Annotated in this window: 17 protein-coding genes; 12 read left to right on the top strand and 5 right to left on the bottom strand. The window is 38.2% G+C overall.

Going from position 1 to position 17715, the window contains the following annotated elements; all coding sequences use genetic code 11:
- Positions 1–5: 5 nt before the first annotated feature.
- The gene (locus CNR22_00360; protein PBQ30272.1) at positions 6–191 is read right to left on the bottom strand and encodes a hypothetical protein; all 186 of its coding nucleotides are present in this window, start codon (positions 189–191) and stop codon (positions 6–8) included.
- Here CNR22_00360 and CNR22_00355 point away from each other — a divergent pair.
- Positions 181–1743, top strand: coding sequence for a phospholipase D family protein (locus CNR22_00355; GenBank protein ID PBQ30271.1), 1563 nt, complete (start codon positions 181–183; stop codon positions 1741–1743). The genes CNR22_00360 and CNR22_00355 overlap by 11 nt on opposite strands.
- A gap of 96 nt (positions 1744–1839) precedes the next feature.
- Here CNR22_00355 and CNR22_00350 read toward each other — a convergent pair whose 3' ends face one another.
- Complete coding sequence (locus tag CNR22_00350) at positions 1840–2259, bottom strand: hypothetical protein (GenBank protein ID PBQ30270.1); 420 nt, start codon at positions 2257–2259, stop codon at positions 1840–1842.
- 158 nt (positions 2260–2417) lie between these two features.
- Entirely contained in the window at positions 2418–2909 is a 492-nt protein-coding gene (locus CNR22_00345; GenBank protein ID PBQ34780.1) for a cyclic nucleotide-binding protein, read from the bottom strand.
- A 349-nt stretch (positions 2910–3258) separates the two neighbouring features.
- Between CNR22_00345 and CNR22_00340 the strand changes: the two genes are divergently transcribed.
- A complete protein-coding gene (locus CNR22_00340; GenBank protein ID PBQ30269.1) occupies positions 3259–6504 on the top strand; it encodes a DNA helicase in 3246 nt (1081 codons plus the stop codon).
- Between the two features lie 67 nt (positions 6505–6571).
- Here CNR22_00340 and CNR22_00335 read toward each other — a convergent pair whose 3' ends face one another.
- Both CNR22_00335 and CNR22_00330 read right to left on the bottom strand, forming a co-directional pair.
- Complete coding sequence (locus CNR22_00335) at positions 6572–7576, bottom strand: hypothetical protein (GenBank protein PBQ30268.1); 1005 nt, start codon at positions 7574–7576, stop codon at positions 6572–6574.
- A 19-nt stretch (positions 7577–7595) separates the two neighbouring features.
- Positions 7596–8345: a hypothetical protein gene (locus CNR22_00330; GenBank protein ID PBQ30267.1), complete on the bottom strand. Its 750-nt coding sequence runs from the start codon at positions 8343–8345 to the stop codon at positions 7596–7598.
- A 157-nt stretch (positions 8346–8502) separates the two neighbouring features.
- On the opposite strand from CNR22_00330, the gene CNR22_00325 reads away from it, so the two are divergent.
- The 10 genes from CNR22_00325 (at position 8503) to CNR22_00280 (ending at position 17571) form a co-directional block, all read left to right on the top strand.
- Positions 8503–9192: a DNA-binding response regulator gene (locus CNR22_00325; protein PBQ30266.1), complete on the top strand. Its 690-nt coding sequence runs from the start codon at positions 8503–8505 to the stop codon at positions 9190–9192.
- A gap of 120 nt (positions 9193–9312) precedes the next feature.
- Entirely contained in the window at positions 9313–10428 is a 1116-nt protein-coding gene (locus CNR22_00320) for a hypothetical protein (GenBank protein ID PBQ30265.1), read from the top strand.
- Positions 10429–10475: 47 nt separating this feature from the next.
- Positions 10476–11873: an aldehyde dehydrogenase family protein gene (locus CNR22_00315; GenBank protein ID PBQ30264.1), complete on the top strand. Its 1398-nt coding sequence runs from the start codon at positions 10476–10478 to the stop codon at positions 11871–11873.
- A 697-nt stretch (positions 11874–12570) separates the two neighbouring features.
- A complete protein-coding gene (locus CNR22_00310; protein ID PBQ30263.1) occupies positions 12571–12804 on the top strand; it encodes a hypothetical protein in 234 nt (77 codons plus the stop codon).
- Positions 12805–12867: 63 nt separating this feature from the next.
- Positions 12868–13365, top strand: coding sequence for a hypothetical protein (locus tag CNR22_00305; protein PBQ30262.1), 498 nt, complete (start codon positions 12868–12870; stop codon positions 13363–13365).
- A gap of 235 nt (positions 13366–13600) precedes the next feature.
- Positions 13601–15304 carry a KaiC 1 gene (locus CNR22_00300; GenBank protein ID PBQ30261.1) on the top strand — a complete coding sequence of 568 codons (1704 nt, stop codon included), beginning with the start codon at positions 13601–13603 and terminating at the stop codon, positions 15302–15304.
- Positions 15301–15597, top strand: a complete 297-nt coding sequence (locus CNR22_00295) for a circadian clock protein KaiB (protein ID PBQ30260.1) — start codon at positions 15301–15303, stop codon at positions 15595–15597. The genes CNR22_00300 and CNR22_00295 overlap by 4 nt, the downstream gene beginning before the upstream one ends.
- A gap of 9 nt (positions 15598–15606) precedes the next feature.
- Positions 15607–15882, top strand: coding sequence for a circadian clock protein KaiB (locus CNR22_00290; GenBank protein PBQ30259.1), 276 nt, complete (start codon positions 15607–15609; stop codon positions 15880–15882).
- A 44-nt stretch (positions 15883–15926) separates the two neighbouring features.
- On the top strand, positions 15927–17147 hold the full coding sequence (locus tag CNR22_00285) for a PAS domain-containing sensor histidine kinase (protein ID PBQ34779.1): 1221 nt from the start codon (positions 15927–15929) through the stop codon (positions 17145–17147).
- A gap of 1 nt (position 17148) precedes the next feature.
- Positions 17149–17571 (top strand): response regulator, encoded by a 423-nt coding sequence (locus CNR22_00280; protein ID PBQ30258.1) that lies wholly within the window; start codon positions 17149–17151, stop codon positions 17569–17571.
- The last annotated feature ends 144 nt before the right edge of the window (positions 17572–17715 follow it).

Below are 17715 nucleotides of genomic sequence, written 5' to 3'. Positions count from 1 at the left end.
TGCATTTATTTTAACACCACCAAATAAATTTTCATAAAAGTGACTTTTGCAGGAATGACAAGGGTTACGTGACATATATGCATTTCAGGGCGGCGAAACAGCACCTGTTTTTTGATGCATGTTGTTTCCTGCTCGGAAATTTCTTCAGGAAAGAATATCTTCATGTTTTTTACAAAATCTATGAAGTACATTCATTTTTTATCAAAGGAAAACGTTTTGATTTTTTTCGTTTTTTTTATGAGCCTTTTATTTTCTTCCTGCGGGGAAAATGAAATAGATAAAATTCCCGCGCCTGCAAAAGATTTTTGTGCAAGTATTCATCGTAACGATTCTTTTAGTCTTTCTAGAGAGCTGGCTCCCCTTGAAAAATTAATGGAATCAAAAACAGGAGTGGTTGTTCTGGAAGACGGGGGAAATGCAATTCTTGCAAGGGCCTGGTTAAGCGAGTATGCGGAAAAAACAATAGATATTCAGTATTTTATTTTCTCTACCGATAATGTGGGTCTCATTGCCTGCGACTACCTGGTAAGGGCTGCAGACCGGGGCATAAAGGTGCGCATCCTGGTGGACGATATTTTGGTGGATGCCGGTCCGCATGAAATTTTAACCCTCGATTCTCATGAAAATATTGAAATAAAGATTTACAATCCCGGAATTAATCTTGGAAAAAATATTGTTCAAAAGGTAGCAAAATTTACCACTGATTTTCGTAAAGCCAATCAACGTATGCATAACAAAACTTTTACGGTAGATGGAAAAGTGGTTATTACCGGCGGAAGAAATATTGCCGACGAGTACTTTGATTATGACCACGAATATAATTTCAGAGACCGCGATGTAATGTTTATGGGAAAAGCAGTAACAACGGTGGAAAATTCATTCGAAGCGTTTTGGACAAGTTCTCTGAGTGTACCGGTAACTCAGTTGGTAGAGGAGGAGGGTAACGATTTTAAGGATAAACAACGTTTTGAGAGATTGCACCAGTATGCCTGTAATCCTGAAAATTTTTGGCCCCAGGTGAGAGAGCACCTGGCAGAAATGCCGGTACTTTTTAAAAAGATTCAAAACTCTGGTAACTTGCAGTGGCTCGACAGCGTGGCTTTTGTAAGCGATATTCCTGGAAAAAATGAAGAGCGCGCAGATCATAAAGGGGGTGTAACTACTGATGAACTGATTCGTTTAGTAAGATCAGCAAAGGTTTCAATAGATATTCAATCGCCTTATTTGGTAACAACAGATCTGGGAAAAAAACTCTTTGCAGAAACAGTGAAGCGGGGTGTGAAGATAAGAATTTTAACCAATAGCCTGGCGTCTACGGATAACTTAGAAGCTTTTAGTGGCTACCAAAGGGATCGCAAAAAATTATTAGAAACAGGAGTGAGAATTTTTGAGTTTCGCCCGGATGCAATGGAGCGTTATAAAGTAATGACCGGAGCTTTGCAGGAGAAATTACATTATACGCCTGTCTTTGGGCTACACGCGAAGTCAATGGTAATTGACGGAAAGGTGACCGTAATTGGCACATTTAATTTAGATCCCCGCAGTGCGAATTTAAATACAGAATGTTTAACAGTAATTCAATCAGAAAAAATTGCAGAGGGTGTTTTAAAAGGGATGAACGAAGAGTTTAAGCCTGAAAACTCATGGGAAACAACTTCTGAATCTAATCCCGATAAGGAAGCCGGAAAAATGAAGCGTCTGAATACTTTTACCCGAAAGGTAGTTCCTAAAAAAATTCTTTAAGTCCTTCGCAACCCACAGGTTTTGACGATTTGTTTATTTAAGCCTGTCCGGGTTAAATAAAGAAAAAGAGGCCGCGATGCACGGCCTCTGAAATGGTTAGGCTTCTTCGCTTGCTTTTAAATTGTTGCGTTCAGCAATATTGCAATCACGAATGTTTTTTTGAACTGCTACTGCAGCAAAAAGGCTTAAGGTAAATGACATGCCGTAGAAGCCTTTTTCACTTCTTAAAAGATCGGCGTTCCAAAGTCCTACTACCAGCAATAAAATCGTAAGTACTGTTGAGAACCAGCTGATGCCGTAATAAATAGTAGTTACTGGAATTCCCTCGAGTTGATCGCGTACCGCTTTTTGGAGTGACACGGCTGAGAAGAGTCCGTACATTAACACGGTGAAATAATATCCTTTTTCATTAAGATACATATCTGCATTCCATAGTCCTACGCAGAAAGAAATACTACCGGCTAACAAAGCTACCCATGCGGCAGCCATAAATGCATTGGATGGTTTTTGATTCATGAATTTTTCGTTTAAAATTATGGATCAAAAGTAGCGGCACTAAAAACCCTTCTTTTTGATAATTATCAAAAAAACAAAGCATTGATTTTTCTTAACGAATTTTTGGAGCATGTATTTTTGAAAATTTTGCGGCTAGTGGTGATGAACACTTTCAGAGTTTACCCAAGGTCTGCACGCATACGGCTGAGAGTCTCCTGGCTGATACCCAGATAGGTGGCGATCTGACCCATGGCTGCGCGTTTCACGATAGAGGGTTTTGTCTCGAGTAAATTCTGATAACGTTCCTTTGCTGATTTAAACTGAATGCTTAACAAACGCTCTTCGAGTTTTAAATAATAAGTTTCGGTAATAATTCTGCCAGCCCGTTCCGTTTCAGGAAAAGTAGAATAAAGTGTTTGCAAAGCAGAATAAGAAATCTGAGTGATCTCTGAATTTTCCAAAGCCTGAATGCCTTCTACAGAAGGTTTTTTAGCAATGAACGAATAAAAGCAAGTAGCAAATTCATTTTCCTGCGCAAACCAATTGGTAATTTCTTTGGTCTCCAGAAAGTAGTGTCCGCGTAAAATGCCTTTATCAATAAAATAAAGGTAGTTGCAGGCCTGGTTAATGTCTAACAACTGCTCGCCTTTTTTAATTTTACGACTCTGCATGTGTTCTCTCAGAAAGATCTCAGCTTCCTGGGAAAGATGTGTGAGCTGTGCTATTTCGTTGATAAGTCCCATGGGATAAATGTAAATCAAAAATTTTAATTTTTTCGTCTGATACATTTGAAAGGCATTTTCATTGCTGATAAAGAGTTCCGGTTTTTGCAAATCAAATCCGTATTTTTAAGAGCTGGAACACTCATTACATACTTCATCTGAACTAGCTTCATCAAAGCTTTCAGGGCAAACGCATCATTACGCTTTAAATACGGAAGAGTTCTTTCATGTAACCGAACATTTTATTTTACAACAAGCTTCGCTGGGTGATTATTTTACTCAGAAGGTTTTAAATGAGGTGGAAGCTATTCATGTTGAAATAAACCAGGGTTCGTTTAGTCTTCCGCAGGACCCTGATTTTCCTTTGGTGACGGTTGTGGAGGATGATTTGCAGGTTTTAGTGGCATGTACTTGTTCAAAGGGGAAAGAGAAATTATGCCGGCATGGAGCACTTGTTTTAACTGCCATTATTACTCGCGAGAGCTTTTTACTTTATTATCATAAAAAAAAGCGACTGGAAGTCCTTAAAAAATTTGCAGCAGAGTACGGACTCGAAAACGAGACAGAGCTTGAAAATTATTTTCAGATTGTGCTGGAGGATAAAAAGTTGCTGATTAAACCAAGACTTCCCGGACTACTTTCAGTAACTAAAGAAAGTTTGAGCCAACTTCGAAAGGACATCGCTACACAAGTGGTGGAGCCTTCTTCAAATGCGATGAATGCAGGCGAAGAATCTCTGTATGTGGTTTTAAGAAAGCATAGATATTACAGCCACCTGGTTATAGAATTATATTCTGCACAAAGTACTAAAGAAGGAAAACCAAAAAATCCTTTAAAGCCAGTGAATCCAATGACTCTTGTATGGGAATCGGAGCATGCGGATCATATCAAGTTTTTCAGTGCTCTGGCAAAGTTTCAAAGTGCTTCCAGTGAAAAAAGATCACTTGCTGACATCCAGGCTTTAAAAGCTATTCTTAAAAATCCCCTGGCTTATGCTTTTTATGTGCACGACGAAACAAATTCAGGAAACACAACTGCAAGTACCTTACAAAAAATAGATTTAAAAATTTTAGCGCAGCAACTTGTTTTGTCTATTGAACATGAACTGCCTTTTTATAAACTATCAGGAAAAATAGAATTAAGTAATACAGAACATCTTTTAAAAGACCTGATTATCAAATTCTCGTATTTCATTTATGCTGACAACACGCTTTACCTTATTGATAAACCGGAAGTTTTATCTGCCATAGAACTTTTTACTAAAAACAAAGGCGATATACTCATTCATGCCTCTAAATACGAAATCTTTAAAACGCAGGTTTTAAAAGAACTTGGTGATAAGATCGCCCTGGATTATAAATATATTCAGGCCGCATCTTCTTTACAGATAGAAGAAAATGGTTTTGATAAAACTCCCGAAAAATTTCTATACCTCACCGATTTTGGCAACTATGTTTTGTTAACTCCGGTAATAAAGTATGGTCAGGTTGAAATTCCAATTAGAAGTAAAAGACTTATTTATGGTGAAGATAGTAAGGGGAACGAATTCCGGTTAGAAAGAGATGAAGAGTCAGAACTTCACTTTATAGCTTTTTTATCGCTTCTGCATCCGGACTTTAAAGAGCAGGTCACCGACGATATGTCCTATTTCTGCCTTCATAAAACACATTTTTTAAATGAAGACTGGTTTTTGAATGTTTGTGAAGAATGGACAAATTATGGTATTTCTGTTTTTGGATTTAACGCCATTGAAGAATTAAAATTAAATCCGAATAAAGTAAAGATCGATATCAAAATTATAAGCGGCATCAATTGGTTTAACGCTGTTGTGGATGCGCGTTTTGGAAAGAAAAAAGTTTCTGTAAAATTAATTCAGAAAGCCATTCGTAAAAAAAGCAAATACATTGAATTAGGCGATGGCACTCTTGGCATTCTTCCGCAGGCATGGATAGAGCGTTTCACCGAGTACTTTAATGCTGCCGAAGTACTGGATGGTTCTACCTTACAAATTCCAAAAACAAATTTCGCTCTTATCGAAGAATTATTTGAGGAAGATGAAGTGAATGAGGAAGTGAAAAAAGAAATTAATTTCTACAAGGAAAAACTCAACGACTTTAAAAATATTGAAGAAATCGAAGTTCCTGGAGACTTAAAAGCTACTTTACGACCTTACCAAAAACAAGGTTTAAACTGGCTTAATTTTTTGGATGACTTTAATTTTGGTGGATGTCTGGCAGATGATATGGGTCTTGGAAAATCCGTTCAGATTATAGCTTTTATTCTTTCTCAGAAAACGAAACGCAAAAACGCTACCAACTTACTGGTTGTTCCAACAACGCTGATTTTTAACTGGCAGGCAGAGTTTCAGAAGTTCGCACCATGTTTGCAGGTAAGAACACTCTACGGAGCGGAAAGAGATAAAAGTGCCAGAGAGCTGGATAAGTACGATGTCGTATTAACTTCTTACACGACTTTGCTAAGCGATATTTCATTTCTTAAAGACACTACTTTTAATTACATTTTCCTGGATGAATCTCAGGCCATTAAAAATCCGGAAACCCAGCGATACAAAAGCGTTCGCCTGTTAAGATCGCGCAACAAGATCGTGATAACAGGAACTCCCATTGAAAATAATACTTTTGATCTGTATGGACAGTTTTCTTTTGCTTGTCCTGGATTGTTAGGAAGTAAACGGTATTTCAGAGAAGTATATGCGATGCCGATTGACAAATTTAAAAGTTCGAAGCGCGCCCGCGAATTGCAAGCTAAGATTCAGCCCTTTCTTTTAAGACGTACAAAAGAGCAGGTTGCATCAGATCTACCTGAGAAGCTGGAAACTATTCTGTATTGTGAGATGAAAGAGGAACAGTTTTCCATTTATAAAACCTACGAAAAAGAATTTCGCGATTACGTGGCAGCAACTGATAATGAGGATTTAAGAAAAAGTGCGATGAACGTTTTAAAAGGGCTTACCAAGCTTCGTCAGATTGCCGATTCGCCGGCCCTGCTGCCCGATGGTAACTTAACAATGAAAGGTCCTTCGTCAAAAATAGAACTGCTGATGCAACAGTTAGAGGCTAAAGCGCCGCATCATAAAATCCTTGTCTTTTCGCAATTTGTAGGCATGCTGGACCTCATTAAAAAAGAACTGGACACACGAGCCATCACCTATGCTTACCTGACCGGAAGTACCCGTAATCGCAAAGAAGTAGTAGATAAATTTCAAAAGGATACATCGGTGAGAGTTTTTTTAATAAGCTTAAAAGCCGGCGGTACGGGATTAAATTTAACAGAAGCAGATTGTGTTTATCTCGTAGATCCCTGGTGGAATCCGGCGGTTGAAAATCAAGCAATCGACAGGTCTCACCGCATTGGTCAAAACAAGATGGTTCATGCCATCCGTTTAATTTGCCCGGGAACTGTGGAGGAAAAAATGATGCTGATGCAGGAATCTAAAAAAGAACTTTCGGATGACCTGGTAAAAACAGATTCTGGATTTATAAGCTCACTAAGTAAAAAAGAGCTACTCACTTTGTTTTCTTAAAACTAAGAAGGCCGCATCATTGCTGACACGGCCTTCCTGCTTTTAGTGGATAAAAAAATTGTCTGATTTACTCGCCCTCGTAAAACGGTTTTACTTTTAATGGTATGTATAAACCAAAAGTTAACATTCCATAAAGATTTTTTGGATTTACATACTTATCTTTTTCTGCTTTAAAGCCTGGTTTACTTCCTAATTCAAATTTGAAACTGAAGCCCTGATCTTTTGGTTTACGGAAATACCATCCTAAACGGTAACCAAAGTGACTCTTGGCATCATATTTTACATCGTATTTTCTACCATCGGTGTTTTCGAAATTTTTAATTCCTATAACCGGGGCAAACATCACATCTATGTAAAAGTCAGAGAAACGTACATTGCTGCGTTGTCCATATCCACTCACATCTACCACCAGATCCCATATTCTGCGAAATTGAAAACCGCCATATAAAGTCATCATCGCAATCCCGCCATATTGATCAATAGGTTTAATTCTCTGTATGTCGGAACTGTCAGTAAACATACCGTTGGTTTGAGCAGTTTTGTAGGGCGTGCCATTAAAAGTCAGGATACTGTCATTTAAATTTTTATAATCTAAAGTGTTTGTATACTGAGCAAATCCGCCGCGTAATGCTATAATTAATCGTGTCTTTGCAGGAACACCGCCACGAACCGTTGTGGTGGTTTTTACATTTCCAGAAGTAGATTCACTTAGCACGATACGAAGATTTTTACTTTTCATCTTATTTGAAAGAATGAGGCCAATACCGCCTTCCATGGCAAAATAATTGCGCGTGTTATCGTTTGATTTGCGGTAATGGTTGGTTCCAAATCCTGTTCTTACATCATAATTTAACAGCAAACGTTTTCCAAACATGCCTTCAGCTCTTGCTCCCCAGCCAAATGAATAACCGTTATGTCCATTTACATCTACAAAAAATGGATCTATAGAGAAAGTAAGATTTTTAATATCAAATGGATTGTTTCTCACATAATCATAAGAAAGAGATTGTGCTTTACTCAAAGTGGCGTTTAATGCTACCAGAGCTAGTATATAAGTGTATATTTTTTTCATGTCTTCTTTTGTTTTAGTGTTAGAAAAATCTTGTTAAACCAATTCTGAGTACAAATGATTTTACTTTAGCGTTTGCAGGACCGCCGGTTACGCCATCCATTGTCTTTGGCATGTAATCCATTTTTTTACTGTAGAAACAAGGCATAACAGATATACCGTATTTTTGATAGAACGAATAGCCGATTGTTCCTTCAAAATAAGTTCCGTGACCCTTGGTAATGTAATTTTTCATTTTGTAGAGTTCGTAACCTACTTTTGCCATGACACGGAATTTTCCAAATTTTCTCAGGGCAATTAAACCGCCACCAAAGTTGTAGTAAGACCGTTGTTTGAAAGGTCTGTTAATCGAATCCAGGTTAGAGGTAGAGAGTCCGCCCGCTCCAAAAAAACCGAAACGTCCCTTATCTCCTTCACCGAAAGCATAACCTAAACGTCCGGCTACCAGGCCACCCTCGGCTTTTGAAATTTTTACACGGTTATCATTGGCTTTATTGGTTTGTGTAGCGCTATAATAAAAAGCACTGAAATCAATATTAGTGTACCAGTGATTTGCCAGCTTATCAACCAGTAAGAGTGGCACCGCAGCAGCAAAGGTGTACTTTTGAAACTGCGCATTGTTAGTTACCTTAACTTTTACGTAACCTACCTGTAATCCTGGAAAATACTGGCAGCTCATTCCTAGGCTCTGCGCCCGGCTTAATGTCACGGCAAGCAGGAGTGACAAAGTGATAATTGTTTTTTTCATACTGTAGTGTTTAGATATTATCATGGTTTTACCTGTTCTGATTACAAATATTTAAGGTGTCTGGTTTTCTGTAAAATGGCAGGTGTGTGTGATGTCAAAGGTGCGTGTTTACTGGCTTTTGCTAAATACCCAATGCAGGGTAAAAATATATCCGTACTGGTGGGTATATTTTTTTTGAAGTATGCTTAAAAATTTTACTTTTACACTGGAAAGCAATCAGCGAGCAGTGTCTGTAGATAAGAAAAGGATTTATATAGTAGATGATCACCAGATCATGATCGACGGCATAAAATCATTGCTGGCTATTTCTAATGCCTTTGAGGTTGTAGGTGAACAAACAAACCCACTGAAAGCCATCGAAGCTATTCCTGAAAAGAAAGCGGATATCCTTATAACGGATATCAGTATGAAGGAAATGTCAGGCATCGAGCTGGCCCGTAAAATGAGAGTTTCAATGCCAGATCTTAAGATTCTCGCCCTTTCTATGTATAGCGACCGGGAAACTATTTCAGAAATGCTGGTAGCCGGCATCAACGGTTACGTACTTAAAAATACCGGCATGGAAGAACTTATAGCGGCACTTACAAAAATTTCTCAGGGACATCAGTTTTTTAGTGAAGAAGTAACTGCGGAAATGATGAAGGCTTTTTCTCAACCTAAAATCGATTCGAAAGAGCTTGTAAACCTTACCAACAGAGAACTTGAAATTGTAAAGCTTATCGCAGAGGAATATAGTAATGCGCAGATCGGGGATAAGTTATTTATAAGCGAACGTACGGTAGAAACACACCGGAAAAATATTTTCAGAAAAACAAATACCAAGAGCGTGGCAGGGCTTGTAAAATTTGCCATTGGCCACAACCTGATCTAAGTTCAGATTGTCCGTACCAGTACGGATAAAAAATTACCTTTTGCCCGGTATTTTATCCGGCAAATTCTCATCTTAATTTTAAATTTTCACATCAGACCTTAAAATAAGTTTAAGTCTCGTGTGGAAGCCGAGACTCACCCACCACACATTCCACACAAACGCATGAAGAAACTGTTTTTCTCTGTTCTACTTTTTTATTGTTTGGATCTTCCTGCAAAGGAAGCTCTTGTTGATTCACTTGCTCAACATCTAAAGCTCGCAAAATCGGAGGCGAATTATGAAAAACTCAAAAATCTTTACCGGCAATTCAGCAGTTACTACGAAACAGAAAAAGATTACAAGAAAGCATATACTTATTCACTGCTTTATCAGAATGCCAGCGATAGCTTACTGAGTAATAAAAGTAATATGGAACAAAGCTTAAAAACAGATCAAAAGAACGCTAACAAAACAGACTCTTCTATCTCTTCAGGAAAACGACTTCAGCAAATCAGTTTCTCACTCTTAGTTATTGCCTCGGCGGGTATACTGCTTTTGCTTTTTTTACGAATGCGACAAAAAAGGCTTAACGCTGTATTCAGAAATTTACTGGAAGAGCAGGATAGTCGTTCAAGGTCTATAATAGAAGCTGAAGAAAAGGAACGTGTTGAGCTTGTTCGTGAATTAAATGAGGGTATTGGACAGCAAATTTCGGCTGCGCGCATACATATTTCTGCTCTTCAAACCATTTTGAAAACCGAAAACGGTTCAGATAAACGGATGTTGCAGAATGCTGTAGATATACTTGATGATTCGGTGAAAGAAGTCAGGAATGTTACGCAAAAGATGCTGCCGAATGTTCTGGTAAAAGCCGGCCTGGTTGAAGCATTAAAATCTTACACTTCGCGGCTTAGTTCAGAAAAAACAAAGATTCATTTTGAAAGTTATGGTAGTTTTGAACGGAAAAAACCTGTGAGTGAATCGGTTTTATATCGCGTTGTTGTGGAGTTGATCACAAATGCACTGCGGCATGCGGAGGCGAGTGTCATTACCGTTCAAATTATTCGTCATGAAAGGGAATTGAGTATTTTGGTGGAGGATAACGGAATTGGCTTTGACGTAAAGCAACTCATGAAAAGTAACAAAAGTAATGCCCTGAAAGGTATTGAGTCGCGGGTAGAATTTTTAAAGGGCGTCGTTTTTTTTGATTCTTGCCCAACAAAAGGTACAACGGTTACGGTGGAGATTCCATTGTAATTTTTTAAAAGTTAGAATAGGGGTATACAATTTGCTTACCTTTAAGTATGGAACAGCAGATCAAAAACGTTTTCGATTCACAACAAAAAAACAAACTGGAGTTACGCAAAACAACCGCAGAGCAGCGCATAACAAAACTAAAAATTCTTAAGAAAGGAATTGAAAGTTATGAAGAGCAGCTGTACGCCGCCATGCAGACTGATCTGCGGAAATGCAGATTTGAAACTGCCGTTACCGAATTATTTTTCACCTATGCGGAAATAGATCATGCCATTCAGCATTTAAGCAGTTGGATGAAGCCTAAATCCGCTTCAGCGAACTTCACAAATTTTTTCACGAAAAGTAAAATTTACTACGAACCAAAAGGTACTTGTTTGATCATTGCCCCCTGGAATTATCCTTTCCAGTTAGTAATGAGTCCTTTGATCTCCGCTATTGCTGCTGGAAATTGCAGTATGCTGAAACCCTCTGAATTGAGTCCTGCAACATCAGGAGTTATAACCAAAATGATAGCTTCTCTTTTTCCTTCCAGCGAAATTGCCTGTTTTGAAGGCGGAGCTGAGCTTTCTAAGGATCTTCTCACGCTTCCTTTCGACCATATTTTTTTCACAGGAAGCACCGCTATAGGAAAAATAGTAATGGAAGCGGCGGCAAAGAATCTGACTTCTGTTACCCTGGAATTAGGTGGAAAGTCTCCGGCAATTATTGATTCAAGTGCAGATCTTAAAAAGGCTGCTGAAAAAATTGCCTGGGGCAAATTGGTCAATGCCGGTCAAACTTGTATAGCACCTGATTATGTTTTAGTGCATGAAAAGCTGGCAGCCTTATTTGTAGAGGAATACAAGGCTTCTTGTAAAAAGTTATTTTTTAAAGATGGCAAAATTAATAAGGAAGTTTATGGGAAAATAATCAACCAGAAACAATTCTCACGTCTCACAAAACTGATAAAAGACTCAGTGGAAGGAGGAGCTGTATTAGCCTGGGGCGGAGAAAATGAAGAACCTACGCTTACAATTTTACCAACGCTTCTAACCCAGGTTGCGCTGGAAAATCCAATAATGAGAGAGGAAATTTTCGGGCCGCTTCTACCGGTGCTTACGTTCAACAAACTGGAAGATGCAATAAGCCTGATCAATCATAAAAGCAAGCCTCTGGCCTTATATATGTTTTCTGTATCTGATAAGAACATTCACCAGGTTCTTCAGGAAACCAGTTCGGGTGGAAGTTGTATAAATGATGTTCTAGTGCATATAGGAAATCCTAATATTCCCTTTGGTGGTGTGAATAGCAGTGGTATGGGTAGTTCTCACGGTATTTACGGCTTTAAAAACTTTTCACATGAAAGGGCTGTGATGTTTCAATCAAAATTTGGCATTACAAAAATGATCTACCCTCCCTACGAGAAGAAGACAGGCTGGCTTAAATGGTTGAAAAAAATGATGTAGTCTAACAGAACATGTCAGAGTTGTCAAAAGTTAACTGGTTAATGGATACATCCATTACACGTTGACTGGTTTCTACATTCGTATTGTAAGTGTTCAAATCCTTAAATAGAATGCCCTTTACTTTTTTGTCAGATGGAACAGATAATAAGTTATGGTATTCTAACACATACTGTCTCACTATGCGCGCAAAAGCTTGTGGGATAGCGATGTAAAGGTTTTCTTCCTTGTTTATTTTATATATGGAGAATTCTGAAGTAAATATAGATGCTTTCATACCTGTTATCTTTTGTTGGGTTTTGTAGTTTATTTGTCAGCATGTAAACTCAATTCACGTGCCAGAGAAATTCCCCAGTTTTTAAGCCCGGGTGCCATTTGTTTTGTTTACTGCCAGGTAACAGGAATTACCCCGGCAACGTAATTTTATTCACTACCTGGTACAAGCGCGCCGGCTTTAATAAGAGTCAGGGAAATGCCAGTTTACGTTATCAGAAATTCCAATATGAAAGAATGCATTGTAAGAAAAAGTATCAGCATTAAAGCAAAACCGCAGGAGGTTTGGGATGCCTCACCAATCGCGACAGGACAAAAAACTATTTTTTAACGCTAAAGTTTTTTCTGATTGGAAGGTTGGCAGCGACATAACTATTAAGGGGCGAATGTTTTTTTCATTGTTATATTTGAGAAGAAGGGCAAAATTTTGAGTAGCGAACCGAACATACTCTTACACTATGAATTAAAGAATGGATCCAGTTCGGATGCTTCCGCCGGAAAGTGTGTAGTAACCGATGTTTTGACTTCTAACAAAGGAATAACTACGGTAACCGTTAGCGACAATGCAGGCAACGGTGATCGTGCTGAGAACCGTTATAAGCGTTCGGTTAAAGGATGGGAAAAAATTCTCAGGGGCCTCAAAAAAGAGGTAGAGCAATAAGTTCTGAAATAAGCGCTTTCCTTATCGTCTGAATTTTTTATCTTCGTGAACCAAATTACTATTATGAATTTAAAACCGGCTTTCAGACTTTTAATTTTTCCTTTATTTCTTTTAGTGTCCTGCGATGACTATAAAATGCCTGAGAACAAGGCTTTGGAGAAAAAATTAATTGGCGAATGGAATTCTACCTCTCTGAAAATTACTATGAATACCTTTAGTAACCGCGACTCGACAAGAGTTTTTGAGGTGGATGAAAGTAATTGGGAAAAGGAAATGAATATTCGTCCCGTTAAAACCGTTTATTTTGGTGATGGCACTTTTATGGCGGAGCACCGCAATTTGAATGACAGTATAATTTTTAACCCCTTTGGTACCTGGACTATTTTAGGCGACACTATTGTTTTACGTGATACATTCCCACAACCCGGTCCGGTTTATAAATACAAAATAGTTATTAAAGACAATATTACCGAGTTCTTCGGTGTGGAGGATTGCGATAACGATGGTACCGCCGATGACAACTATTATGGCGTGCAAAGAAAAATAATCAGAAAAAAATAGATTTTTTTTGTTGATTTTCGTCCACAAACTGTTCTACACTTTTTCAAGTGTGGAAATTTCTCAACAAGGGAAAACCCTTATAAAGCAAACTCTGCCTGTAAAGTTTAAATACTTTTCTTTGTTGGCGGGGCTAAGCAGTTAATCTTGCTCCATGTAATAAATTCGGTACGATTATTATAATTACTCTTTAGATAATTTTTGTTCTGATTAAACAACAATTAAAAAAATTAAAAAGGTGGATAGATCAAAATCACAAAAATCTAAAAACGAAAAATTCGTCTTTCCTAAAACACCCACCGGGGTGGAGGGACTCGATGAAATAACAGAAGGTGGATTTCCTACGGGAAGACCCACTTTAATTTGCGGAGGACCCGGATGCGGAAAAACCCTGCTTTCTATGCAGTTTCTTATAAAAGGAATTACAGACTATAACGAACCTGGCGTCTTCATGTCTTTTGAGGAGCCGTCAAAAGATCTTTCTAAAAACGTAAGATCCCTGGGCTTTGACCTCGAAAAATTAAAATCCGAAAAAAGGCTGGTAGTGGATTATGTCCGCGTTGAAAGGTCAGAAATTGATGAGGCAGGCGAATACGATCTTGATGGATTATTTATCCGATTAGGTCACGCCATAGATACCGTTAAAGCAAAACGTGTGGTGTTAGACACACTTGAATCTCTATTTGCGGGACTTGATAACCAGGGGATTTTGCGTGCAGAACTCCGTAGACTTTTTTTATGGTTAAAAGAAAAAGGAGTTACAGCCGTTATTACCGGCGAGCAAGGCGATGGCACTTTGACCCGTCAGGGACTTGAAGAATATGTTTCTGATTGTGTGATAATGCTCGATCACAGAGTGATTGAGCAAGTGTCTACACGTCGCTTAAGAATTGTAAAATACCGTGGATCGCTTCATGGAACCAACGAGTATCCTTTCTTAATTGATGCAGACGGCATTTCTGTACTTCCTATAACGTCTCTAAAATTAGATAATGCGGTATCTTCAGAGATCGTGTCTACCGGCGTTCCCGGTTTGGATGCGATGTTCGACAGAGGCGGATTTTTCAGGGGCAGTAATATTTTAATATCAGGAACAGCAGGCACTGCTAAAACTACGGTTGCTTCTTACTTCGCGCATGAGCAATGTAAGCGGAAAGAACGCGTGTTGTTTTTTGCTTTCGAGGAATCTCCTCAACAATTGATTCGTAATATGAGATCTATTGGTATTGATCTCGAACACTATATAAAAAAGGGAAATTTACAGATTCACTCTTCCCGTCCTTCTTTAAACGGATTGGAATTACATCTTCTTACTTTACGTAAGCTTATAAAAGAATTTAAGCCAACAACTGTGATCCTCGATCCCATTAGTAATCTTATAAGTGTAGGAAGTGAAAATGAAGTACGTTCAATGCTGGTACGTTTAATTGATCTTCTGAAATTCAACAATATAACGGCCCTTTTTACTTCTCTTAATAAACAGAATGATAATTTAAAACCTGATCTGGCTGAGAATTCAGTTTCTTCTTTGGTAGATACCTGGATCACAGTGCGGGATATGGAAGGCATCGGAGAGCGAAACCGTGGAATCTTTATTATCAAATCGCGTGGCATGGGGCACTCTAACCAGGTTCGTGAATTTGTTATTACAGAAACAGGAATTGAACTTCTGGAAGTAGAACATGGTCCGAACGGAATTCTTACCGGATGGGCACGCCGTAAGTCTGAACAAAATCGGAAAATGTCCCAGTTAAAGAAAAAGGGAGAGCTTGATCTCAAAGACCGTGAGATAGATCGTAAACGAAAGATTCTTGAATCGAATATTGCCATGCTGCAAAATGAATTTGAGTCCATACAAGATGAACTGAGCATTTTAAGGGCAAATGAGAATATGCAAAAAGAGTTGGAAGAGTCCGAAACTAAAATCCGAAAAAAGAAATGAAAAAGCCAGAAGCAGAATGGCAGTTATTATTATACATTGCCGGACAAACGCCTAAGTCGATAAAGGCGCTTAGCAACATAAAAAAATATGCCGAGGTACATTTGCCGGGTATTTATTCTATTGAGATCATTGATCTCCTTGTAAATCCCCAACTGGCCGAAGGTGACCAGATTTTGGCCGTTCCTACTTTAGTAAGGAAATTTCCAGAACCTATCCGTAAAATTATAGGTGATCTGTCTAATGAGGAAAAAGTTTTAGTGGGTTTAAATATTAAACCTTTAAAAGTCTTTTAGGTACTACAAATGGAAGATTCAGAGTATAGGCTCATATTATTTATTTCTGGAATGTCTGTGAAGTCGAGTCATGCAATAGAAAACCTGCAAAAAATTTGTGAAGAATATCCCGCAAAAAAAATAAAATTTGAAATCATTGATATACGCGAAGCCAGTGATAAGGCCGAAGAATACCAGATCTTCGCCATCCCTACTTTAATTAAGATTTCTCCTTTGCCTACGCGCACCGTACTGGGAGATCTATCTGACAAAGAAAAAGTTTTAAAAATACTAGAACTCGAATAAAACGTTTGAAAGAAACTAAAGACATAGATAAACTATTGGAAGAGATGGCTGAACTTAAAGCTCAGTTATACGAAGCCAACAATATGATTGAGGCAATTAAAGATGGATCGGTAGACGCTTTGGTTTTGAACAAAGATGGAAAGTCCAGTGTGTACTCCATTGAGAGTGCCGATTACACCTATCGTATTCTTATTGAAAAATTCGGTGAGGGAGCCTTAAGTATTTCTGAAGAAGGACTAATACTTTATTGCAATGATTATTTTTCGAAGCTTATAAGTATTCCCGCCAATAAAATTATTGGAACATATTTTGATTCTTATGTAGATTCGATCAGCGAGTTTCAAAAATTGAAATCCGCTCTTTCCAATGGTCCGAGTAAAGGTGAAATTGTTCTCAATATAGAAGGACGCAAGCTGCATGTTTACGCCTCTCTTACCGATCTTAATCCTATGCTTTCTGCCATAGGGATTGTGATCACGGATCTAAGTGATAAAAGAAAACAAGAGGAGGCACTTGCTTTATATCAGCGTAAACTCGAAATAAAAGTGAATGAGTTAAACCAAACCAATTCAAGTTTAGAACAGTTTATTCACGTGATCAGCCACGACATTAAAGAGCCATTGAGAAAAATTATTGCTTACAGTTCGCATCTTAACGAAAATCAGCAGAATCATTTAACGGATATGGAAATCAGGAATCTGAACGTTATCAGCAATTCAGCTGTACGATTAAATTCTCTCGTGGATGATCTGGTGAAATATTCCTTCAGTACTATAAAAATAGACCTGGTGGAAGTAGACCTCAATGCTGTTTTAAAAGAAGTAAAAGAAGATCTGGAATTAGTTATTGAAGAAAGTGGAGCGGAGATTATCTGCCGGGATATTCCGGTGATCATAGCTTCACGTGTTCAAATGCGCCAACTTTTTTCTAATCTCATTAACAACGCCATTAAGTACAGAAAAAAAGAGGTGCCTGTAAAAATTTTAATAAGTGCTGAGATCATTGATAATGTGGACCTGCACTTTCCCGATAAAAAATTTTATAAAATAAGTCTTCAGGACAATGGAATAGGCATGGAACAAGATCAATTGGGTAAAATATTTACGATCTTTCAGAGACTTCATATGCAAAATGAGTACAGTGGAAATGGAATTGGCCTGGCCATTTGTAAAAAGATAATGGAAAATCACCTTGGTAAAGTGGAAGTAGAAAGCCTTCTGGACCATGGAAGCACTTTTCATCTTTATTTTCCTGTAAAAAAATAATATGACGGAATTTAAGAAACTCCACATTATTATTGCGGAAGACGACCTGGATGACGGAGAATTTATTCAAAAAAGTTTTTCCAAACATCCCTCATTTGCCCGGATTGACTGGGTAAAGAATGGAAGAGAACTACTTCATTTTTTAAAAACCACTTCACCACCGCCTGATATCATTCTAACGGATATCAATATGCCGATCTTGAACGGTATAGAGGCGCTGGAGCACATTTTTAAAGATCGCGCACTCTCCGATATTCCCAGCTTTGTTTGTTCTTCCACTGTAAACCCCATGTATGAGTTAAAATGCAAGGAATTAGGTATAAAATCTTTTTTGATTAAACCTTTTAGTTTAAGTGATTATGACGATATTCCCTATCAGATCCTCTACGTTTTGAATCAGGGCAGAAGTTCTGGCGCCATGTGATCATACATGAACTACTTGAGTTCAGCATCAATATACTCTATGCGTCTTTTTTAAAGGATTGATCGCACGCTTAATTAAGTCCCGGGTCATCTTCCTCGTGAGATATAAGGCAGTTGCTTACATCTCACGGGAAAATAACAATGT

Source organism: Sphingobacteriaceae bacterium (assembly GCA_002319075.1).
GTDB lineage: Bacteria > Bacteroidota > Bacteroidia > B-17B0 > Aurantibacillaceae > Aurantibacillus.
The sequence above is the reverse complement of the archived record's forward strand: the minus strand, read 5'-3'. Positions and strand labels throughout refer to the sequence as shown.

What these genes read in the sequence shown, in the direction of transcription:
- CNR22_00355 (PBQ30271.1), top strand. Translation starts at nt 181, where the DNA reads ATGAAGTACATTCATTTTTTATCAAAGGAAAACGTTTTGATTTTTTTC.
- CNR22_00360 (PBQ30272.1), bottom strand. Translation starts at nt 191, where the DNA reads ATGTACTTCATAGATTTTGTAAAAAACATGAAGATATTCTTTCCTGAA.
- CNR22_00350 (PBQ30270.1), bottom strand. Translation starts at nt 2,259, where the DNA reads ATGAATCAAAAACCATCCAATGCATTTATGGCTGCCGCATGGGTAGCT.
- CNR22_00345 (PBQ34780.1), bottom strand. Translation starts at nt 2,909, where the DNA reads ATGCAGAGTCGTAAAATTAAAAAAGGCGAGCAGTTGTTAGACATTAAC.
- CNR22_00335 (PBQ30268.1), bottom strand. Translation starts at nt 7,576, where the DNA reads ATGAAAAAAATATACACTTATATACTAGCTCTGGTAGCATTAAACGCC.
- CNR22_00330 (PBQ30267.1), bottom strand. Translation starts at nt 8,345, where the DNA reads ATGATAATATCTAAACACTACAGTATGAAAAAAACAATTATCACTTTG.
- CNR22_00325 (PBQ30266.1), top strand. Translation starts at nt 8,503, where the DNA reads ATGCTTAAAAATTTTACTTTTACACTGGAAAGCAATCAGCGAGCAGTG.
- CNR22_00315 (PBQ30264.1), top strand. Translation starts at nt 10,476, where the DNA reads ATGGAACAGCAGATCAAAAACGTTTTCGATTCACAACAAAAAAACAAA.
- CNR22_00305 (PBQ30262.1), top strand. Translation starts at nt 12,868, where the DNA reads ATGAATTTAAAACCGGCTTTCAGACTTTTAATTTTTCCTTTATTTCTT.
- CNR22_00295 (PBQ30260.1), top strand. Translation starts at nt 15,301, where the DNA reads ATGAAAAAGCCAGAAGCAGAATGGCAGTTATTATTATACATTGCCGGA.
- CNR22_00290 (PBQ30259.1), top strand. Translation starts at nt 15,607, where the DNA reads ATGGAAGATTCAGAGTATAGGCTCATATTATTTATTTCTGGAATGTCT.
- CNR22_00285 (PBQ34779.1), top strand. Translation starts at nt 15,927, where the DNA reads ATGGCTGAACTTAAAGCTCAGTTATACGAAGCCAACAATATGATTGAG.
- CNR22_00280 (PBQ30258.1), top strand. Translation starts at nt 17,149, where the DNA reads ATGACGGAATTTAAGAAACTCCACATTATTATTGCGGAAGACGACCTG.